Here is an 18,201-nt window from a genome sequence, read left to right as displayed (position 1 = left end):
CTGTTAGTCTACACGAATTACGATTATTTTTTTTCAAAGCCCAAACTATTACAAGGGCTTATTATTTCCATCAATAAAATACGTCCATTTATCTTTGCGGGATGCTTAAACAAACATTATTTGAAGCTACCCACGCGGGGGCGGATGTAATCCGGCAGTTCTTCAATGGAACCTTTGAAGTGTCAAACAAAGAAGGTGTGAATAACCTTGTAACGGAAGCCGATCATGCGGCAGACAGGATTATTATGGAAACCATTCGCCGCAGTTTCCCCGATCACTACCTCTTAACTGAGGAATCAGGGGAGCTAATCATGGACAGCAGTTATAAATGGATCATCGATCCAATTGATGGTACGGTGAATTTTGCCAATGGTATTCCAATTTGTGCCGTAAGCATCGGGCTCGAACATAATGGAACCATCATAATGGGTGCGGTTTATAATCCGCTCATGAACGAATTCTTCTTTGCTGAAAGGGGCTCAGGCGCAACCCTCAACGACAAACAGATCGGGGTTGGCCAAAAAACGGAACTGATTAAAAGCTGTATCGTAACCGGTTTTCCTTATACTTATATCGATACTCCAAACGGGCCGTTGCAGATTTTTGAAAAACTGATCCGCAAGGGTGTACCGGTTCGCCGGTTGGGAAGTGCTGCAATAGACCTTTGCTGGGTTGCCGCCGGCCGCTTTGATGGCTTTTACGAACACAAGCTAAATGCATGGGACAGTGCCGCTGGATTCCTGATTGTAGAGGAAGCTGGCGGAAAGGTGACCGATTTCTCGGGTAATCCCTATTCGCCCTACCAGCCCCAGCTTCTTGCTACCAACGGTTTGATACATGATGAACTGCTGAAAGCGGTGAATGGTGAATGGATGTAAGCGTGCAGCAGGCAAACCGTTAAAGCTGCAAGAGGCAGCGTTTTCAATGTTAATATTTTATCATTCCGCAATTTCGCCAATATGGAAAACAAGCGTACTGAAATTACCGACCTGGGTGAGTTTGGGTTGATCGACCACCTGACCCGAAACTTCGAGATACAGAATGCTTCAACCATATTAAGCATCGGTGATGATGGTGCCGTGATTGATCATTTTGGTAAGCAAACCGTAATCTCTACGGATATGCTTATCGAAGGGATACACTTCGACCTGATGTATACCCCGCTGAAACACCTGGGTTACAAAAGTGTTGTTGTTAACCTCAGCGACATCTACGCCATGAATGCCAACCCAACTTCCATCACCCTGAGTATTGCTTTCAGCAACAGGTTTAGCCTGGAGGCACTGGATGAATTTTATAATGGAGTATATGCTGCCTGTGAGCAATACAACGTTGATCTTATTGGCGGCGACACATCAACTTCGCAAAAAGGCTTTATCATCAGCGTTACTGCATTGGGCGAGGTTATTCCTGAAAAGATGGTAAAGCGGAGTGGAGCAAAAAAGGGCGACCTCCTTTGTGTGTCTGGTTTTCTGGGGGGAGCATTCCTCGGCTTAACGGTACTTGAAAGAGAAAAGAAAATCTACCTCGAGAGCCCGCAGGTTCAACCCGATTTAGGGAATGAAGAATATATCATCGGCCGGTTGCTAAAACCTGAGGCTCGCAAAGACATCGTTGAATTCTTTGAGTCGGCTGGTATTTTGCCGTCAAGCATGATGGATGTAAGCGATGGGTTGAGCAGCGAGATCATGCACATTTGCAAGCAAAGCAATGTGGGCTGTATGATTTACGAAGATAAAATCCCGGTTCACGACGATGCCCGGCGGTACGCGTATAAGATTGAGCTGGACCCGACTGCCTGTGCGCTAAGTGGTGGCGAGGATTACGAACTGCTTTTTACCGTTCCGCAAAGTGAATACGAAAAGCTGGTGTTAAATGAAAATATATCTGTAATCGGCTATATCACGGATGTAGAAGAAGGCTTATACATTACCACCAAAGGAGGAAACACCCACAAGATTGTTGCGCAGGGTTGGAACGCTTTCGGTAATGCTTAACAATACTGCCACCTGGAGCCGGGATTGCGGCACAGAGGTGGCAGTATTTGAATAGGTTGCGCAGACCTATCTATAAACAAGAGCTACTATGAAAACGATACTTGTACTGATCAGCTGTTTGTTGGTATTTGCTGGTTGTTCTAAAAACAACAACAGTGCTGAACCATCAGCCAGCCCAACCATTACAACCAAAGCAACAATCGATTACCTGGGCGATCCCAGGGTAGATGGTTTTGGCTGGACACTCAGGATAGGATCAACGTATGAGATACCAACAAACCTGCCTGAAGCGTTTAAGGTTGATGAACAGGAAGTAAACGTGACGTACAAAAGAACGGAGCAGGTATACCCGTGCCGTTGCAGTGAAAAAAAGTTTATGGTAGAAATCATCACGATCACCAGGATCTGAAAACGAAATAAAGTAATAGGTATATTGTGGGAGTGAAAATCAAGTGTGTAAGACTCATTTTAGCTGTGCTTTCGGTTTCATTAATGGGGTGTGGAGCTTCAAGACAGGCTCAGCTTCCCACAACCAGGATGAGCCCCGAATCGTTGAAAGCTGATGTTTCACTCCTGAAAGCCATTCTCGAAAAAAACCATCCCAGCCTTTATTGGTATACCACCAAAGACTCTCTTGATGAGCACTTCCGGCAAACCATTTTATCAATCACCGACTCGCTCACCGAACATCAGTTTAAAAACAAACTTGCCTGGCTGATCAACAAAATTCACTGCGGTCACACCGCTGTTCGTTCATCTTCAAGATACAATAGGTTAAGTACCCGCAAACGGTCACGTCAATTTCCACTATCGCTAAAGGTGTGGGATGACAGCATGGTGCTTGTAAATAACAGCATTCGAAATCATCCCGAATTAAGACGGGGCACGATCATAACCGGTATCAATGGCTATTCTAACCGGCAATTGCTCGACAGTATTTACCAGTTTATCAGTACTGACGGATACACGATTAACTTCAAACAACAAATTGTAAGTTTTAATTTCCCGTTTTATTACGCCAATACCTTTGGGCTCGACAGCCAGTACCGGGTGAGTTATATCGACAGTACGGGCCGGCAGCGGAATGCCATCGTAAAAAGTCTTACACCTCGACCGGAACTTACCCGTAAAGACGTTGACTCGTTGCGCGGAATAACCCGCCGCGAGTTCCGGCAGTTTAAAAAGATGTCGAAAAGGAGCTTGTTGATTGACACCAGTTTGCATACCGCGATCCTGAAAGTTAACACCTTTAGTGAGGGACATTTGCAACCGTTTTTCAGGCGAACGTTTAGGAAGCTTAGGCAGGAAAAGATTGAAAACCTCGTAATTGATCTTCGTGAAAACGGGGGAGGAAATATTATGAGCAGTACCCGTCTTACACAATACCTGATCAAAAGGCCCTTTAAGATTGCTGATACCGTCGCTGCAATTAGCCGCAGTTTTACGCACCGTCAACATATAAAACCGTGGTTTATTTATTGGTTGAGTATGCACGTAACGGGTCGAAAAAAGCAGGACGGCCGTATACACTTTAGTTATTTCGAGAACCACCGGTTTAAGCCAAAAAGAAAGAACCATTTTGATGGCAAAACCTACCTGGTAGCAGGAGGTTACAGCTTTTCGGCAGCAACCCTGTTTGTAAGTGCACTGAAAGGCCAGGACAATGTAACCGTTGTTGGTGAAGAAACCGGCGGCGGATCATACGGGAACACTGCCATGCACCTTCCGGTGATTAACCTGCCAAACAGTAAAGTGCGGGTGATTTTACCACTTTACCGGATTGTTATCGACAAGAACCGGCCTAAGACCGGGCGTGGCATATTTCCCGACATACCCGTAAACCCCTCATCTGCAGCAATCCGCCAGGGCGTCGATGCCAAAATGGAGGAAGTGCACGAGCTGATTATCTCCGGGAAGAGCCAGGCTAAGAAATAGACCTGAATGGATTACTGTCACTAATCTGATCTCTCGTTTGACTGCGGCATAGATCGCGATCATTAATTACTCTACTACAAAGACCCGTTAACAATACTTGCCAAAAAACCGCCCGGCAGCATTTGCCGGGCGGCCTGTTATTGAGTAACGTTGGCGCAGCCGGGCGGGCAACGATGTTCCATCAACGCTCAAATGCTGGTCACAAAAAAAGCTCAAATTCATGCGTGCTACCCTGATAATAACTGCTTACCAAACACGGATGCGTTGGTCCGCAGGTTTATACATTTTGTCGCCCTGCTTAACATTGAACGCTTCGTACCAGGCATCAATATTTGCAACCGGGCCATTGGCGCGATGCATGCCTGGTGAATGCGAGTCCGTAAGGATCAGCTGCGCCTGTGTTTCGGGAAGCGCATTGTTCCGCCACACCTGGGCCCAACTCAGGAAAAAACGTTGAGCTGGTGTAAAGTCATCGATTTTCTTGCCCTCTTTAAACTGTTTGGTTTTTGTAAACGCTTCGTAAGCAATGCTAAGTCCACCAAGGTCAGCCAGGTTTTCACCCAGGGTTAACTTACCATTTACATGTAGTGTATCCAATACCGTGTAATCATTGTATTGTTTCACCACCATGTCAGCCTTTGCCTTAAACTTATCGGCGTCTTCTTTTGCCCACCAGTCTTCAAGGTTTCCGCTGGCGGCAAACTGGCGGCCCTGGTCGTCAAAGCCATGGGTCATCTCGTGCCCGATCACCGCACCGATGCCACCATAGTTCACCGCATCGTCGGCTCCGAAGTCGAAGAATGGGAACTGTAAAATGGCGGCAGGAAAAACGATTTCATTGTTACTGGGATTGTAATACGCATTAATGGTTGGTGGTGTCATTCCCCATTGGGTTCTGTCGACAGGCTTGCCCATACGGTTTACCATTTCGTTATAGGCCCAAACATCCGCACTCCGGATGTTTGCGAGCAGGTCGGTTCTGGTGATGGTAATCCCCTGGTAATCTTTCCACTTGTCGGGATAAGCGATCTTCTTCGTGAAAGCTTTAAGTTTTTCAATCCCCCGTTTTTTAGTGGCTTCACTCATCCAGCCAAGCCGCTTTAACCGGTCCTCAAAAGTGGTCGAGAGGTTATTTACCAGTTCAACCATGCGCTGTTTTGCTTCAGGCCGGAAGTATTTTTGAACATAGAGTTGCCCAAGCATTTCACCAAGTGATGCATCAAGAAGGCTTGCCATTCGCTGCCACCTTGGTGTTTGTTGGCGTTGGCCGGTCAATACCTGGTTGAATCTAAATGACTCTTCAACGAAACGATTATTGAGGTATGGGGCCGAGCTTTTAATAACGCTCCACTTCAGATAACTTTTCAGGTCAGTCAGGGGGGTAGCAGTAAGCAGTGAGTCAACCGACTTTAAAAATGCAGGGTTGCTTACCAATACAGAGTCACCGGCCTGGATCTTCATCTGAGTAAGCAGGCTTTGCCAGTTAATGGAAGGTGTGGTGCTGCTAAGCTGCTGAACGGAAAACTTGTTATAGGTTTTATAGGGGTCACGCATTTCTACCCGGCTATATTGGGCGTTTGCAAGGGCGGTTTCGAGTCGGAGGATAGCATTGGCGGCTGCCGAAGCTGCTGCCTGGTTTTCACCGATCAATCCAAAGGATGCCTGTATGTATTGCTTATAGGCTTCGCGGATCCTGGTGCTTCGGGCATCATCTTTAAGGTAATAGTCGCGATCAGGTAATGTTGTTCCCCCTTGCCCGATTTGTGGAATATACTGGTTTACATTCTTACGGTCGGGTGCAACCCCTGTTCCGAACAGTGGTGCCCCCAGGCCTTGAGTTCTCAGGTAGGCAACTTCGCCCAGTACACCCTGCATGTTATTCAGGTTTGCGATACGATCGAGATCAGCCTTGATGGGTGTAATCCCCTTAGCCTCGATCGCTGCACTATCCATTCCGCTGGCGTAAAAGTCGCCAACCATTTGTGTTAACCTGTTTGCTTTTGTATTCGCGGCAGACTCATCGAGCAGCGCACGCAATCTTTGTGAGCTTTCTTCGCGCAATACATCGAAGCTTCCCCACCGGGTTTTACTGGCGGGCACAGGGTTTTTCGAAATCCAGTTACCATTTGCGTATAGGTAGAAGTTATCGCCTGGTTTTACAGAAAGGTCCATGTTCGCCTTATCGATAAACTTCTGTTTCGAATCAGGCTTGGGGTCCCCTTTACCGGGGTTCGCACATAGGATCACCGGGGCGAGCAAAAAAGCGAGTAACGGGAGGGAAGTATTGTTTTTCATATGTTGTAAATGGGTAATTATTTAACAATGCAAGATAACAAGTGATCTTTTCAGATGTTTAATTCCGGTGTTTGTAACGGAATTTTGGGATGGTTTTCTCAGTCCCTTTTTTGTAAAACAACTTCCAGGTTGCTGTCGAGCACGACAAAATCGGCGGCTGCTCCTTTCACCAGCCGGCCAAGCTGGTTTTGCATGCCAATTACCTGGGCGGGATACAAGGATGCCATGCGTAACGCTTCGTCCAGTTCAATATCTGCGTATTCAACACAGTTTTTTACCCCGGCAGCCATCGTCAGTGCTGAGCCGCTGAGGGTGCCTGCAGCTACGTACTTGTTGCCTTCCCGCTGGTGCGGGTAAGGACCGTCCTTTGTATCCGTAACAGCATCCGTAATAATGAACAGCCGTTCTTTCATCACCTTCTTAGCAATACTCAACACGGCGAAATCTACATGTTGCCCATCGGGAATTATACTCGACATCACAGCATCGTGCTGCATGATTGCTCCAACCAATCCTGGTTCGCGGCTCTGGAGTTGACTCATTGCGTTGTACAGGTGGGTAGCCAGGAATATTCCGTCATCAAATGCCTGTGTAGCCTCTGCAAAGGTTGCATTACTGTGGCCGGCGGAAACAATGACATCATTCGCCTGGATCAACTGAATAATCTCGGCTGAGCAAACCTCTGGCGCCAGGGTGATCATTTTGATAACATCCCTGCCATATTCCAGCAGGGCTGAAACATCCTTCAAAGTTGGAATTTGAACCAGGGCAGCCACGTGTGCGCCTCTTTTCAACCGGTTGATCCACGGCCCCTCTATGTGTAGCCCGAGAACCCCTGTACCACCTTCCCTCCAATAAGACCGGACAGCATCAATCGCACGGTAAAAAACTTCCGTGGTATTTGTGGCGACAGTCGGCAGAAAATAGCTCGCACCACCGGTCTTACAATAAGCCAGCATTGCTTTAAGTGTTTCAGTAGAAGGGTCCTGTGAGAACAACTTGCCAAGCCCACCATAAATCTGCAGGTCGATGAATGCGGGCGCCATGATTGAACCCCCATAGTGGGTTACGTTAAACACGGGAGAAATAAACTGCGTAGGAATGATATCGGTGATAATGCCATTGCTTACCAGTACAGCGTGTTGGTGAAGCCATTCATCTCCTGTAAATAGTATATCAGCAGAGTAGGCGGTAGGCATTTATCCGGGGTTTGAACTTACAGTGCAAAAATCAGGCGAGGAGATTATTGTAAGATCATAAACGGATCAGCATCCTTCCAAAACGGCATCTTTAACCGTACTTCGTTAAGTTCATCCTTCTGCAGGGTTACCGTGTGTTCAAACTCGTTATGGGCCTGCTCAAACTGAACTTCGCCTATTGGATTAATGATCATACTATCGCCACTGTGGTAAATACCATTGCCATCATCACCAACACGGTTAACCCCAATAACAAAACATTGATTTTCGATTGCACGGGCTTTGAGCAGGGTCTTCCATGCATGACTGCGCCGTTCGGGCCAGTTAGCAACGTATACCAATAAATCATATTCGGGCTCACCATCTGTTTGCTGACGCGCCCACACGGGAAACCGCAAGTCATAACATACCTGCAGGTTGATTTTCCACCCTTTAACTGAAGCTACCAGGCGCTTTTCACCCCTAGTATAATGGTTATGCTCGTTGGCATAGGCAAACAAATGGCGCTTATCGTAAAATCCCATCTGGCCATTCGGAAGCATCCAAACAAGGCGGTTGTAAAACTTACCCTCCTCTTCAATCATCAGGCTACCGGTAAGTATAATCTTCCGTTCAGCGCTGAGGTTACGCATCCATTCAACTGTTGGTCCATCCATGGGTTCTGCAAAACGGCCGGGTTGCATGCTAAAACCTGTGCTAAACATTTCAGGTAGAATCACCACTTCCGTTTTATCAAGCCCCCTTATTTTCGCTTCCAACATGCGCATGTTTGCAGCTTTGTTCTCCCACTCAAGCGCAGTTTGGATAAGCGTGCAGGTTAACGTGGACATGGTTGCGGTTTTAAGTGAAACAAAATTAAGCGCTATGATGGTCGGAAACCCGGGGCAGGGGAAAAAACCAGGCGCTAACGCCAATAACCCATGCAATTAAAAGTAGGTGCCATTGTAAAGAACAACTTTCACCAATTCAGGCCACTGCTGGCGCAATCAACCTCTTTTTTGACGCGATTATACCTTACGCATGTGATCGTTAAGTGCTAGGTTTATGAACTTAAATCTATTAAGATGGCGACCATCAATCCTCACATTAATTTTAACGGGAATGCCGAAGAAGCATTTACCTTCTACAAATCCGTATTTGGCGGAGCGTTCACAAAGCTCATGCGTTTTAAAGACCTTGCAAACCTTGGTATACCGGTAGATGAAAAGGAAGCCAATAAGGTTTTCAATATCGCTTTACCTATCGGGAAAACCAATATGCTGATGGGAAACGACGTTCCGGAAAGTATGGGGAGAACTAACGAGAATGAGAACAGGAGCAAAATTGTAATTGTTACTGAAAGTAAAGAAGAGGCAGACAAATTGTTCGATGGACTCTCCGAAGGCGGACAAATAGAAGGTCCTATGGGTGACACTCCCTGGGGTTCATACTTTGGCTGTTTTAGAGACAAATACGGTATTGAATGGATTATCGAATACGCCAGGGAAGAAGCAGGTAAGTCATAGTCGAAAATAGGAGGGTGTAACTGTGTCGCAAAGCCTACCTGCAAGTCGTATAACGTTTTTATTATAATCCGTAGTTAGGTAGGCTTTTTTAAAACGCACAACTGCTAGCACCTGCAAACGTGATCCTGTGAAGTGCTACGAAGCCTCACTAAGTTTAGTAAGCACAAAAGCACATAAAAAGCCTACAACTGTGATCAAACCGGAATAGTTGTGTGCAGTTTCAAATGCTTCAGGTATCATCGTGTCGGCAAGCATTGCAAGAATACCACCAGCGGCAACTGCCGTAGTAGCAGCAATTACCTCTTCACCAAACCCTTCGAATGCAACAAAGCCAAAATAAGCTGCAATTCCACTTGTAAGTGCTATAGCTGACCATAGGGTGAAAACGTACCGGGCGCTTCGTTTTGCCTTCTTCATACCTGAGGCGCTGCTTAAACCCTCGGGAACGTTGCTGAGGAAAATGGCTACTACCGCCACAAGGCTCACATTGCCACCCTTGATCATGCTTACCCCGATAACAATTGACTCGGGAATACCGTCGATAAGAGCACCAATGGCAAGCGCCATTCCGCTGCCGGCTTTTGTATGTTCCGAATGTTGCTGCGCTCCCGAGCGTTTCCTGTGTTTTGCTCCCGCCCTCGCGAGCAATACGTTTGCAACGGTATAAATAATGGCTCCTGAAAGAAAACCAATTGCCGTTGAGTCAAAGCCACCCCTGGCATAAGCTTCATCCATCAGGTCAAAAGAGAGCGCCGAGATCAAAACACCACTTCCAAATGCCATTACCCCGGCAACCAGCCGTTGCGGTATATTTAGGAAGTAGCCGAATACTGCCCCGATAACCAGGGCCGATCCGGCCAACAAGCCCCACAAACCAGCCTGTAAAGATGATGGTAGCATACCTGGAAAACTAAGTTGTAAGAAGGGTTTTGTTCAAAAATTGATGTGCGCGGATCTACAGACAGAGGCTACTGCCCACCTAAAAATTGCAATAGCGCTTTGTTTAACTCCTGTGGCCTTTCAAGGTTCAGGAAATGGCCGGCATCGGGCACCATGACCTGTTTTGCTCCCGTGATGTTTGTTGCCAGGTATTTATTAATCTGCAGTACCTCGTTCATATCTTCAGTGCCCGCTATTAGTAAAACAGGTGCTTTAATCATTGCAAGTTTATGAATAGCCGATGGCGAAGAGGATTTTGGCCACCCCGACGCACGGTGCTGTTTCATATTGTAGTAGATCGTATTCAATACCGTACGCCGCAAGCTGCTGTCCACATCCACATTGCTGCGTTTTGGTCCTTCAAGCCAGTAATGTGTAAATACCTCGGCTGCAGCGGCAGTGTCCCTCTTTTTAAGGGAAGTATCCAGCAACTTAAAATATTCCCTGGTATCAGGTTGAAGCTGGCGGCCTTCTTCCCAGCCACTTAGGCCGGCAGAAATAAGCACCAGCTTACCCACCTTGTCGGGGTATGACGTGGCAAAATCAAGAACTGCCGCTGCACCCAGGGATATACCGGCAAAGGCAGCTGTATGAATATGCAGTGAATCCATAACAACCCTGATAACCTTTTCTGCCAATGGAGCCTGCATGGTATCTATGGTCTGCCCATGTCCGGGTAAGTCGACCAGGACGACCTGGTGTTTGTTTAACAAAGCAGGGGTTTGATACTTCCACATACGGCGATCCATAAAACCTGCATGAACAAGGATTACCGGATCTCCCTTTCCGCCTGCTTCAACGTACACCTTTGTGCCATCTACATTTACGTAACCCGACAAGAGTTTTTGCGCATCGCACCTATAAGCGATAAGACTTAGAACAAGGAAACTGATTTGCAAAAAGAGTTTTTGCGTTAGCGCCATAAAACATGTTTGTTCAACAAATTAAGCCATTTGTTATTAATGCTGGGGCTTCGGTTATTGCATAAACGAGGTGAGTCCCGGATATTCCAGCACCTTAATGGCTTAAGTTTTGAATGGCCTTTGACCTAAAGATGACTTATGCCGGAAGGACCTTCTATTGTGATACTAAAAGAACTTGTGCAGCAATTTAAAGGTCGGACCGTAATAGAAGTGGGAGGAAATACGAAAGTGGACATTAGCGCCCTGCCTGGCCAGGTGATAACCGATTTCAAATCTTGGGGCAAGAATTTTCTGATTTGTTTCTCCGGGTTTACAGTGAAGATCCACCTGATGTTATTCGGTACTTACCGGATAAATGAACAGCGACCGGTAAAGCCGAGAATCAGCCTCCTCTTCGAAAATGGTGAACTTAACTTTTATGCCTGTACAGTAGCAGTAATACCCGGTAAGATCGATACGGCGTTCGACTGGGAAGGTGATATCATGAGCGACAAATGGAGTCCGTCGAAGGCTAAAAAGAAACTAAAGGCATGCCCTGATGCTTTGGTTTGTGATGTGCTGTTAGATCAGCAGATTTTTGCAGGAGTTGGGAACATTATAAAAAACGAAGTCTTGTTTCGGATTTTTGTCCATCCGGAGAGCAGGGTAGGTGCGCTCCCGGTAAAGCAGCTAAACGCCTTATTGAGGGAAGCCCGGGCTTACAGCTTCGACTTCCTGGAATGGAAGAAAAACTTCGTGCTTAGAAAACACTGGCTTGCGCATACAAAAAAGATCTGCCCTCGGTGCGACATTCCGTTAGTAAAGAAGTATGCCGGTAAAACCAACAGGAGATCTTACTTCTGTATCAATTGCCAGGTGTTGTATGAATGACCCGGCAAAAGGGGCAGAAATAAAAAAGGTTACCGTTTTGATAACCTTTTCTATTGAACCCTTATCTCCTTGTTGAGTCTCCAACTCCACCGCTTCCTACACCGCCACTACCTGTTCCACCACTACCTGATCCAGTTCCACCACTCCCAGTTCCACCGCTACCTGTTCCGGTTCCACCGCTGCCAGTTCCACCGCTACCTGATCCACTGCCAGATCCGGATCCAGTACCTGAACCTGAACCTGTTCCGGTTCCACCACCTGTACCGTTGGTATTTAAGCTGTCATTTCCTGGCGCCGACATCCTGTTGTTGGAGTCAGTTGAACCACCTGGAGAGCTGTTTGTTACCCCATTTTCATTTGTTGAGTTCATTGAGTCCGAAGTAGTTTCTGTCCGGTTTTCAGGAGAACTACATGCTGCCGCAAGCACGATGGCAGCAATACCCATTACTTTTTTCATAATTATTGTTTTTGATGTTTACATTTATCGATGGCTGTTCTATCATATGATAGATTTTCATAATCAACAATTTCCCTGCCATAGGGTCGGTGTAAAGCGATACGGGGAAGATCGAAAACGTATGCCGAATTTTTTCCTCATGCTAACTCACAAAATCCTGTTATTTGGGTTTATACTGCTAAAGAGCGGCGAAATGGGGTATTGATTGAGCAACAAGTACTAACCATATTCTTTTATGGACCTGATTTTATTACACGGGGCCACGGGATCTTCCCGCCAATTCGATCCTTTGCATTCCCGTTTTTCGGCAGGCTACAACTTACACCCGCTAAATTTTAACGGGCATGGCGGCTCGACTGTTCAGGACGAATTTACCATTCCGCGCTTCGCTGCTGAGGTAGGGGAATACATAAAACAGCATTGCATTCATGAAACCACCGTTATGCCCGTTAACGTTTTCGGCTATAGTATGGGGGGCTATGTTGCCATGTACCTTGCACGTCATTCTCCACAGCTGGTAAATAAAGTTGTCACCTTAGGTACGCGTTTTTCGTGGAACACTGAAGTTGCCGAACGTGAGATTGCCATGCTCAATCCCGAAAAAATCGAAGCCAAAGTGCCTGCTTTTGCCGGCAAACTTGCGCAAGACCATGGTGTCGATAATTGGAAACGGGTGCTTACCCATACTGCAGCAATGCTTGGCGAAATGGGCGAAAAAAATCCACTTCAGCCCGAAGACTATGCTTTAATTAAGTGTCCCTGCCTGTTAATGGTGGGTGACCGCGATAAGTTAGTACCTGTTTCAGAAACCGAACAGGTGTACAAACAACTGGGTAATGCGGAACTTGCCGTATTGCCGTCAACGGGGCACGCACTTGAACAGGTCAATCCGGAGCTGTTAAGCATGATGGTTAACCGGTTCCTGCAGTCCTCAAATAAATAAATCGCCCAAGGCGCAAAGTGACTATCTCTCGAAAAACGCTTTCCTTCAACCTGACCCGGTTAAACATCCTGAACTTACGGGTATCGCAGAACGAAGTTTATGAGAAGAGTTAACTGGCAAGCCGTGGCCAGTCCGGTTTTTGTCTAGGCACATGCCTTGTGCCCGGATTAGCATTTTTTTTTGGTGGCCGGCATTTGACCAGCAAGGAGGCAGCCGTTGCCACGCTCGGTTCATCTTTAGTTTTCCATAGCAGCACGCCACTATTTTGTTTGCCCATTCTGTCTACGCTGGCAACCACGGCTGGTGCAACGTTGGTGTCACTATTAACCGGGTTTACCAGGGGCATAACAACGCATTCATTTCCTCATAATAAAAGCTGTTGTCTCCACGTTATTAAACAAAACTTTATAAAAAAATATCGGCCCGTCTTTTCAAAGTATTATACTTTTACTGCTTCAATAGTTTAATCACCATTTTGATCTCATAGAAAAAGTTGAAAAATTTTATCACCCATACGCACCTGTCTGCCAACCATCCTACCTTGATGGGCACGGTAAATTCCTTGGGTATTGATAACTTCACTTTCCTGATCCGACGACCACGTATCTGATTTCCCCGGACCTCCCGGTTCTGTTGAAGGGGTGTATTCTGTTTGGCACGATATATTCATTTACTTTCTTAATTATTATTCGACGTGGATCAGCAAATTATTATCAGGGTCGCTAACTCAAACGATGTTCATTACGCTAAGGCAATCACCGACGAAATGGAGGCTTCAGCGCTTGCCCGTGGTACTGGTATTGCCAAGCGTAGTCCCGATTACGTTTCCGGCAAAATGCAGGAGGGTAAGGCGGTAATTGCACATACTGAGGACGGCACCTGGGTAGGTTTCTGCTATATTGAGGCCTGGGGTCACGACAAGTTCGTTGCCAACAGTGGCCTTATTGTTTCTCCGCCATTCAGAAAAAGCGGAGTTGCAAAACAAATCAAAAAAACGATCTTCGATCTATCCCGCGAAAAATATCCTGAATCAAAAATCTTTGGTCTTACAACAGGTTTAGCTGTGATGAAAATCAACAGCGAACTAGGTTATGAGCCGGTAACCTATTCTGAACTCACCGACGATGACGAGTTTTGGAAAGGATGTAAAGCCTGCGTTAACTACGATATCCTCATGAGCAAGGAGCGCAAGAATTGTATGTGCACCGCTATGCTCTACGATCCCGCCGATCATTATGAAGCAGCAGAAACTGCTGAGGACTTCAATACCAACTCGAAACTATACGAACGGTTTATGAAGGTGAAGCAAAGCCGATTACTAAAGTTGCTGCGCAAAAAAGACCCTGCCTCCAGGCTTAAAAACCGTTCGCTGCTTCAATATTTCTTCAATCTTTTACCTTAACCGGTACAACCTGTTATTACATGCCAAATTTATTTGAACAACAACAAACTGTTCATCCTGCACCCTTAGGCCCGGGCGCCAAAGTGGTGTTGGGATTTAGCGGCGGTTTGGACACTTCTTTCTGTGTAAAATACCTTACCGAAGAACGCGGGTTTGAGGTCCACAGCGTTATTGTAAATACGGGTGGCTTCACCAAAGACGACCTGATCGAAATCGAACGGCATGCTTATAACCTTGGTGTTAAGTCGCATAAAACCGTTGATGCACAGGAAAGTTATTACGATACCATCATCAGGTACCTGGTGTATGGCAACGTGCTAAAAAACAACACCTACCCGCTGAGCGTAAGTGCTGAACGACTGATCCAGGCATTGCACATTTCTGATCATGTTGAAGAATTGAAAGCCGAAGCGGTAGCGCATGGCAGCACAGGTGCCGGCAACGACCAGGTTCGGTTCGATATGATTTTTAACATCATGATCCCTGGTATCGAAATCATCACACCAATTCGTGATCTCAAACTCAGCCGCGAACAGGAAATTGAATACCTGCAAAGCCGGAATGTAGATATGAATTTCTCAAAGTCGATGTACTCAATCAATAAAGGATTATGGGGTACAAGTGTTGGCGGAAGAGAAACCCTTCATTCAAATGGTATGTTGCCCGAAGAAGCCTGGCCCACACAGGTTACAAAAACAACCGCTGAAGAAGTACAGCTGCACTTCGAAAAGGGCGAATTAACAGGGGTAAACGGGCACACTTATGAAAGCCCGATACTTGCGATTAAACACCTGCAGGAAATCGCCGGCCCATTTGGAATCGGCAGAGACATTCATGTGGGCGATACAATAATTGGTATAAAAGGCCGGGTAGGATTTGAAGCCGCTGCACCAATGGTGATCATCAAAGCACACCACGCTTTAGAAAAGCATGTGCTTACCAAGTGGCAGCTCAACTGGAAAGATCAGCTGGCCTTGTTCTATGGCAATTGGTTACACGAAGGTCAGATCCTCGATCCGGTTATGCGCGACATTGAGGCTTTCCTGAAAAACACCCAAAAGAACGTTACCGGAACAGTGTTTGTCAAACTTATGCCTTACCATTTTCTTGTTGGTGGTGTTGAATCGAAGTATGACTTAATGAATAGTGCATTTGGTAAATATGGCGAAATGAACAATGGATGGACAGGTGAAGACGTGCGTGGTTTCTCCAAGATCTTTGGCAATCAAACAATGATCTGGCACCAGGTAAAAGATGCTGCCGAACCACACCACGTGCAACATTAGTCAACGCGTTCGCCTTATGTAACCGCGGGTACAATAAGGCCCTGATTTTTCACAAACCAATCATTTATCTAAATGGCGGAATATGCATCTCAACAAAGTAAGGTACGGGTCGGCATCATTGGTGGAGCAGGATATACAGGAGGCGAACTGATCCGTATCTTGATAAATCACCCTGATGTAGAGATTGCCTTTGTACTTAGTAAAAGCAATGCTGGAAAACCTGTATCAGACGTTCATGCTGACCTTGTTGGTGAAACCGGTTTAAACTTTACCGGGGAAGAGGAACTAACTGACACTTTCGCTGCTTATGCAGACGTACTGTTTCTGTGTGTTGGTCACGGTGATGCTAAACAGTTCCTGAATGCTCCGGAAAATTCCGGTAAGACTGGAGGAATACGCATTATAGATCTATCGCAGGATTTCCGGTTACACGTTAATGGTGTCAGGCCGACTTTCCTCGACACGCCTTTTATTTACGGATTACCGGAATTGAATAAGGCTGAAATCCGCACGGCTAAATATGTGGCTAATCCCGGCTGTTTTGCTACTTCCATTCAATTGGGGCTACTGCCACTTGCTTCTGCAGGGTTGTTGACGGACGTATATTCTACCGGTATAACAGGCAGTACAGGTGCGGGCCAATCCCTTTCACCGACCTCGCATTTCAGCTGGCGCGCTAATAACATACAAGCATATAAGGGGTTACAACACCAGCATGTTAAAGAAATCAGCCAGTCGCTACAACAGTTGCAGCCTGATTTCCAGAATGCGTTAACCAGCAGTAAAGGACTCCACTTTGTACCATGGAGGGGCGATTTCACCAGGGGCATATACATTAGCTCAACCCTTGACTGTACCCTTGCCGAACATGAGGTGAATGCCTTATACCAGGCCTTCTACAAGGATCAGCCGTTTACTTTCGTGAGTGAAAAAATGGTGGATATGAAACAAGTAGTAAACACCAACAAGTGCCTGGTACACGTTGAAAAAGTGCAGCAGAAAATTGTCGTTCATTCCACTATCGACAACCTTGTAAAAGGCGCCAGTGGCCAGGCGGTACAAAATATGAACCTCATGTTTGGACTTGATGAAGGCGCGGGCATAAGGCTAAAAGCAAACGCTTTTTAGTATCCGGATGACTCCGGCCCAGATCACAATCGATTATCAACCCATAAAACAAATCCCACCGGGTGAATACTATGAATCTCTTTGATGTTTATCCGATCAACAACATTACCATATGCAAGGCCGACGGCTCTTACGTATGGGACGATAAAGGCGTACAATACCTCGATATGTATGGAGGACACGCTGTTATAAGTATTGGACATACACATCCACATTGGGTTCGCCGCATAGAAGACCAATTGCACCAGATTGCTTTTTATTCCAACTCGGTAAAAATCCCCTTACAACAACAGCTTGCAGAAAAGCTGGTTCAGTTAAGTCAAAAACCGGACTACCAGCTTTTTCTCTGTAATAGCGGAGCAGAGGCTAACGAAAATGCCCTAAAACTAGCCTCATTTCACAATGGCCGGAAGAAGGTGATTGCTTTCTCGAAATCTTTTCACGGCAGAACATCGCTTGCCGTTGCCGTTACGGATAATCCAAAAATCGTTGCCCCCGTAAACGAAACCGATAACGTTATCTTTCTGCCCTTTAATGATGTTGATGCACTGAAGAAGTGTTTTGATGAGATGGGTGATGAAATTTCATCGGTGATCGTGGAAGGTATACAGGGAGTTGGCGGAATTGTTATTGCTTCGGATGAGTTTTTACAAGCAATCCGTTCATTATGCGATAGCTATGGTGCGGTCTTTATCGCCGATAGCGTTCAATGTGGTTATGGAAGAAGCGGGCTTTTCTTCTCGCATGATCATGCAGGCGTAAATGCCGATATCTACTCTATGGCAAAAGGCATGGGTAATGGCTACCCGATCGGTGGTATCTTGATTGCGCCACACATAAAACCGCAACATGGTATGTTGGGTACCACTTTCGGGGGAAACCACCTTGCGTGTGCCGCTGCCCTTGCCGTACTTGAAGTCATTGAAGAGGAGAACCTGGTAACTGCTGCCGAACAAACCGGCACCTACCTGATGAACGCGTTAAATGAGATGGACGAAATTAAAAACGTGCGGGGACGTGGATTGATGATTGGATTTGATGTACCCGAAGACCTAAAGCAACTCAAGAATAATCTCTTGTACAATCACCATATTTTTACCGGCGAAGCAAAACCAAATGTTATCCGGTTGCTGCCTTCACTTGCGCTTACCAGGGAACAGGCTGATCACTTTCTTGAAGCACTGGAAGCAGCAATTACGGTACTCAGGCCAGCTGCTGCAACAGCGAGTTGAGTGTAAATGCGCTCAAGTAAAATTAAGGTAAGCGCAAAAATGACTTAGCTGCCTGAACACAGAAAGCTATTCTCTCCGTTTAATACTGCT

At 46.3% G+C, this 18,201-nt stretch carries 17 protein-coding genes; 11 read left to right on the top strand and 6 right to left on the bottom strand.

Features of this window, described 5'->3' with window-relative positions:
- Window positions 1–101 precede the first annotated feature (101 nt).
- The 4 genes from EXU57_RS13495 to EXU57_RS13480 all read left to right on the top strand — a co-directional run bounded on the left by EXU57_RS13495 (window position 102) and on the right by EXU57_RS13480 (window position 3,932).
- Complete coding sequence (locus EXU57_RS13495) at window positions 102–878, top strand: inositol monophosphatase family protein (protein WP_133268751.1); 777 nt, start codon at window positions 102–104, stop codon at window positions 876–878.
- An 81-nt stretch (window positions 879–959) separates the two neighbouring features.
- Window positions 960–1,997, top strand: coding sequence for a thiamine-phosphate kinase (gene thiL, locus EXU57_RS13490; RefSeq protein ID WP_133268750.1), 1,038 nt, complete (start codon window positions 960–962; stop codon window positions 1,995–1,997).
- Between the two features lie 88 nt (window positions 1,998–2,085).
- Window positions 2,086–2,406 (top strand): hypothetical protein, encoded by a 321-nt coding sequence (locus tag EXU57_RS13485; RefSeq protein WP_133268749.1) that lies wholly within the window; start codon window positions 2,086–2,088, stop codon window positions 2,404–2,406.
- Between the two features lie 32 nt (window positions 2,407–2,438).
- The gene (locus EXU57_RS13480; protein ID WP_133268748.1) at window positions 2,439–3,932 is read left to right on the top strand and encodes a S41 family peptidase; all 1,494 of its coding nucleotides are present in this window, start codon (window positions 2,439–2,441) and stop codon (window positions 3,930–3,932) included.
- A gap of 246 nt (window positions 3,933–4,178) precedes the next feature.
- On the opposite strand, the gene EXU57_RS13475 is transcribed toward EXU57_RS13480, so the two are convergent.
- From EXU57_RS13475 to EXU57_RS13465, 3 genes are all read right to left on the bottom strand, one after another.
- Window positions 4,179–6,227 carry a M13 family metallopeptidase gene (locus EXU57_RS13475; protein ID WP_165958134.1) on the bottom strand — a complete coding sequence of 683 codons (2,049 nt, stop codon included), beginning with the start codon at window positions 6,225–6,227 and terminating at the stop codon, window positions 4,179–4,181.
- A gap of 98 nt (window positions 6,228–6,325) precedes the next feature.
- On the bottom strand, window positions 6,326–7,426 hold the full coding sequence (nagA, locus tag EXU57_RS13470; protein ID WP_133268747.1) for an N-acetylglucosamine-6-phosphate deacetylase: 1,101 nt from the start codon (window positions 7,424–7,426) through the stop codon (window positions 6,326–6,328).
- A gap of 44 nt (window positions 7,427–7,470) precedes the next feature.
- Window positions 7,471–8,256: an amidohydrolase gene (locus EXU57_RS13465; protein WP_133268746.1), complete on the bottom strand. Its 786-nt coding sequence runs from the start codon at window positions 8,254–8,256 to the stop codon at window positions 7,471–7,473.
- A 234-nt stretch (window positions 8,257–8,490) separates the two neighbouring features.
- On the opposite strand from EXU57_RS13465, the gene EXU57_RS13460 reads away from it, so the two are divergent.
- Complete coding sequence (locus tag EXU57_RS13460; protein WP_133268745.1) at window positions 8,491–8,931, top strand: VOC family protein; 441 nt, start codon at window positions 8,491–8,493, stop codon at window positions 8,929–8,931.
- A gap of 135 nt (window positions 8,932–9,066) precedes the next feature.
- On the opposite strand, the gene EXU57_RS25120 is transcribed toward EXU57_RS13460, so the two are convergent.
- Together EXU57_RS25120 and EXU57_RS13455 are read right to left on the bottom strand one after the other, a co-directional pair.
- Window positions 9,067–9,831, bottom strand: a complete 765-nt coding sequence (locus tag EXU57_RS25120; protein ID WP_165958133.1) for a ZIP family metal transporter — start codon at window positions 9,829–9,831, stop codon at window positions 9,067–9,069.
- Between the two features lie 68 nt (window positions 9,832–9,899).
- Window positions 9,900–10,793, bottom strand: coding sequence for an alpha/beta fold hydrolase (locus EXU57_RS13455; RefSeq protein ID WP_133268744.1), 894 nt, complete (start codon window positions 10,791–10,793; stop codon window positions 9,900–9,902).
- Window positions 10,794–10,931: 138 nt separating this feature from the next.
- Between EXU57_RS13455 and EXU57_RS13450 the strand changes: the two genes are divergently transcribed.
- Window positions 10,932–11,663 (top strand): DNA-formamidopyrimidine glycosylase family protein, encoded by a 732-nt coding sequence (locus tag EXU57_RS13450; protein ID WP_133268743.1) that lies wholly within the window; start codon window positions 10,932–10,934, stop codon window positions 11,661–11,663.
- A gap of 61 nt (window positions 11,664–11,724) precedes the next feature.
- On the opposite strand, the gene EXU57_RS13445 is transcribed toward EXU57_RS13450, so the two are convergent.
- The gene (locus EXU57_RS13445; protein ID WP_133268742.1) at window positions 11,725–12,120 is read right to left on the bottom strand and encodes a hypothetical protein; all 396 of its coding nucleotides are present in this window, start codon (window positions 12,118–12,120) and stop codon (window positions 11,725–11,727) included.
- A 235-nt stretch (window positions 12,121–12,355) separates the two neighbouring features.
- On the opposite strand from EXU57_RS13445, the gene EXU57_RS13440 reads away from it, so the two are divergent.
- From EXU57_RS13440 to EXU57_RS13420, 5 genes are all read left to right on the top strand, one after another.
- Window positions 12,356–13,063, top strand: coding sequence for an alpha/beta fold hydrolase (locus tag EXU57_RS13440; protein WP_133268741.1), 708 nt, complete (start codon window positions 12,356–12,358; stop codon window positions 13,061–13,063).
- 694 nt (window positions 13,064–13,757) lie between these two features.
- Window positions 13,758–14,465 carry a GNAT family N-acetyltransferase gene (locus EXU57_RS13435; protein WP_133268740.1) on the top strand — a complete coding sequence of 236 codons (708 nt, stop codon included), beginning with the start codon at window positions 13,758–13,760 and terminating at the stop codon, window positions 14,463–14,465.
- Between the two features lie 20 nt (window positions 14,466–14,485).
- Window positions 14,486–15,751, top strand: coding sequence for an argininosuccinate synthase (gene argG, locus EXU57_RS13430; RefSeq protein WP_133268739.1), 1,266 nt, complete (start codon window positions 14,486–14,488; stop codon window positions 15,749–15,751).
- 72 nt (window positions 15,752–15,823) lie between these two features.
- Window positions 15,824–16,879 carry an N-acetyl-gamma-glutamyl-phosphate reductase gene (gene argC, locus EXU57_RS13425; protein ID WP_133268738.1) on the top strand — a complete coding sequence of 352 codons (1,056 nt, stop codon included), beginning with the start codon at window positions 15,824–15,826 and terminating at the stop codon, window positions 16,877–16,879.
- A 71-nt stretch (window positions 16,880–16,950) separates the two neighbouring features.
- On the top strand, window positions 16,951–18,111 hold the full coding sequence (locus EXU57_RS13420; protein WP_133268737.1) for an aspartate aminotransferase family protein: 1,161 nt from the start codon (window positions 16,951–16,953) through the stop codon (window positions 18,109–18,111).
- Window positions 18,112–18,201: the final 90 nt, after the last annotated feature.

This window comes from Segetibacter sp. 3557_3, assembly GCF_004354985.1.
Classification (GTDB): Bacteria; Bacteroidota; Bacteroidia; order Chitinophagales; family Chitinophagaceae; genus Segetibacter.
Note: the sequence above shows the minus strand (reverse complement) of the source record. Positions and strands in the feature narration are given on the sequence as shown.

Coding starts and splice junctions, on each gene's coding strand:
- EXU57_RS13495 (WP_133268751.1), top strand. CDS start 102: ATGCTTAAACAAACATTATTTGAAGCTACCCACGCGGGGGCGGATGTA.
- thiL (WP_133268750.1), top strand. CDS start 960: ATGGAAAACAAGCGTACTGAAATTACCGACCTGGGTGAGTTTGGGTTG.
- EXU57_RS13485 (WP_133268749.1), top strand. CDS start 2,086: ATGAAAACGATACTTGTACTGATCAGCTGTTTGTTGGTATTTGCTGGT.
- EXU57_RS13475 (WP_165958134.1), bottom strand. CDS start 6,227: ATGAAAAACAATACTTCCCTCCCGTTACTCGCTTTTTTGCTCGCCCCG.
- nagA (WP_133268747.1), bottom strand. CDS start 7,426: ATGCCTACCGCCTACTCTGCTGATATACTATTTACAGGAGATGAATGG.
- EXU57_RS13465 (WP_133268746.1), bottom strand. CDS start 8,256: ATGTCCACGTTAACCTGCACGCTTATCCAAACTGCGCTTGAGTGGGAG.
- EXU57_RS13460 (WP_133268745.1), top strand. CDS start 8,491: ATGGCGACCATCAATCCTCACATTAATTTTAACGGGAATGCCGAAGAA.
- EXU57_RS25120 (WP_165958133.1), bottom strand. CDS start 9,831: ATGCTACCATCATCTTTACAGGCTGGTTTGTGGGGCTTGTTGGCCGGA.
- EXU57_RS13455 (WP_133268744.1), bottom strand. CDS start 10,793: ATGGCGCTAACGCAAAAACTCTTTTTGCAAATCAGTTTCCTTGTTCTA.
- EXU57_RS13450 (WP_133268743.1), top strand. CDS start 10,932: ATGCCGGAAGGACCTTCTATTGTGATACTAAAAGAACTTGTGCAGCAA.
- EXU57_RS13445 (WP_133268742.1), bottom strand. CDS start 12,120: ATGAAAAAAGTAATGGGTATTGCTGCCATCGTGCTTGCGGCAGCATGT.
- EXU57_RS13440 (WP_133268741.1), top strand. CDS start 12,356: ATGGACCTGATTTTATTACACGGGGCCACGGGATCTTCCCGCCAATTC.
- argG (WP_133268739.1), top strand. CDS start 14,486: ATGCCAAATTTATTTGAACAACAACAAACTGTTCATCCTGCACCCTTA.
- argC (WP_133268738.1), top strand. CDS start 15,824: ATGGCGGAATATGCATCTCAACAAAGTAAGGTACGGGTCGGCATCATT.
- EXU57_RS13420 (WP_133268737.1), top strand. CDS start 16,951: ATGAATCTCTTTGATGTTTATCCGATCAACAACATTACCATATGCAAG.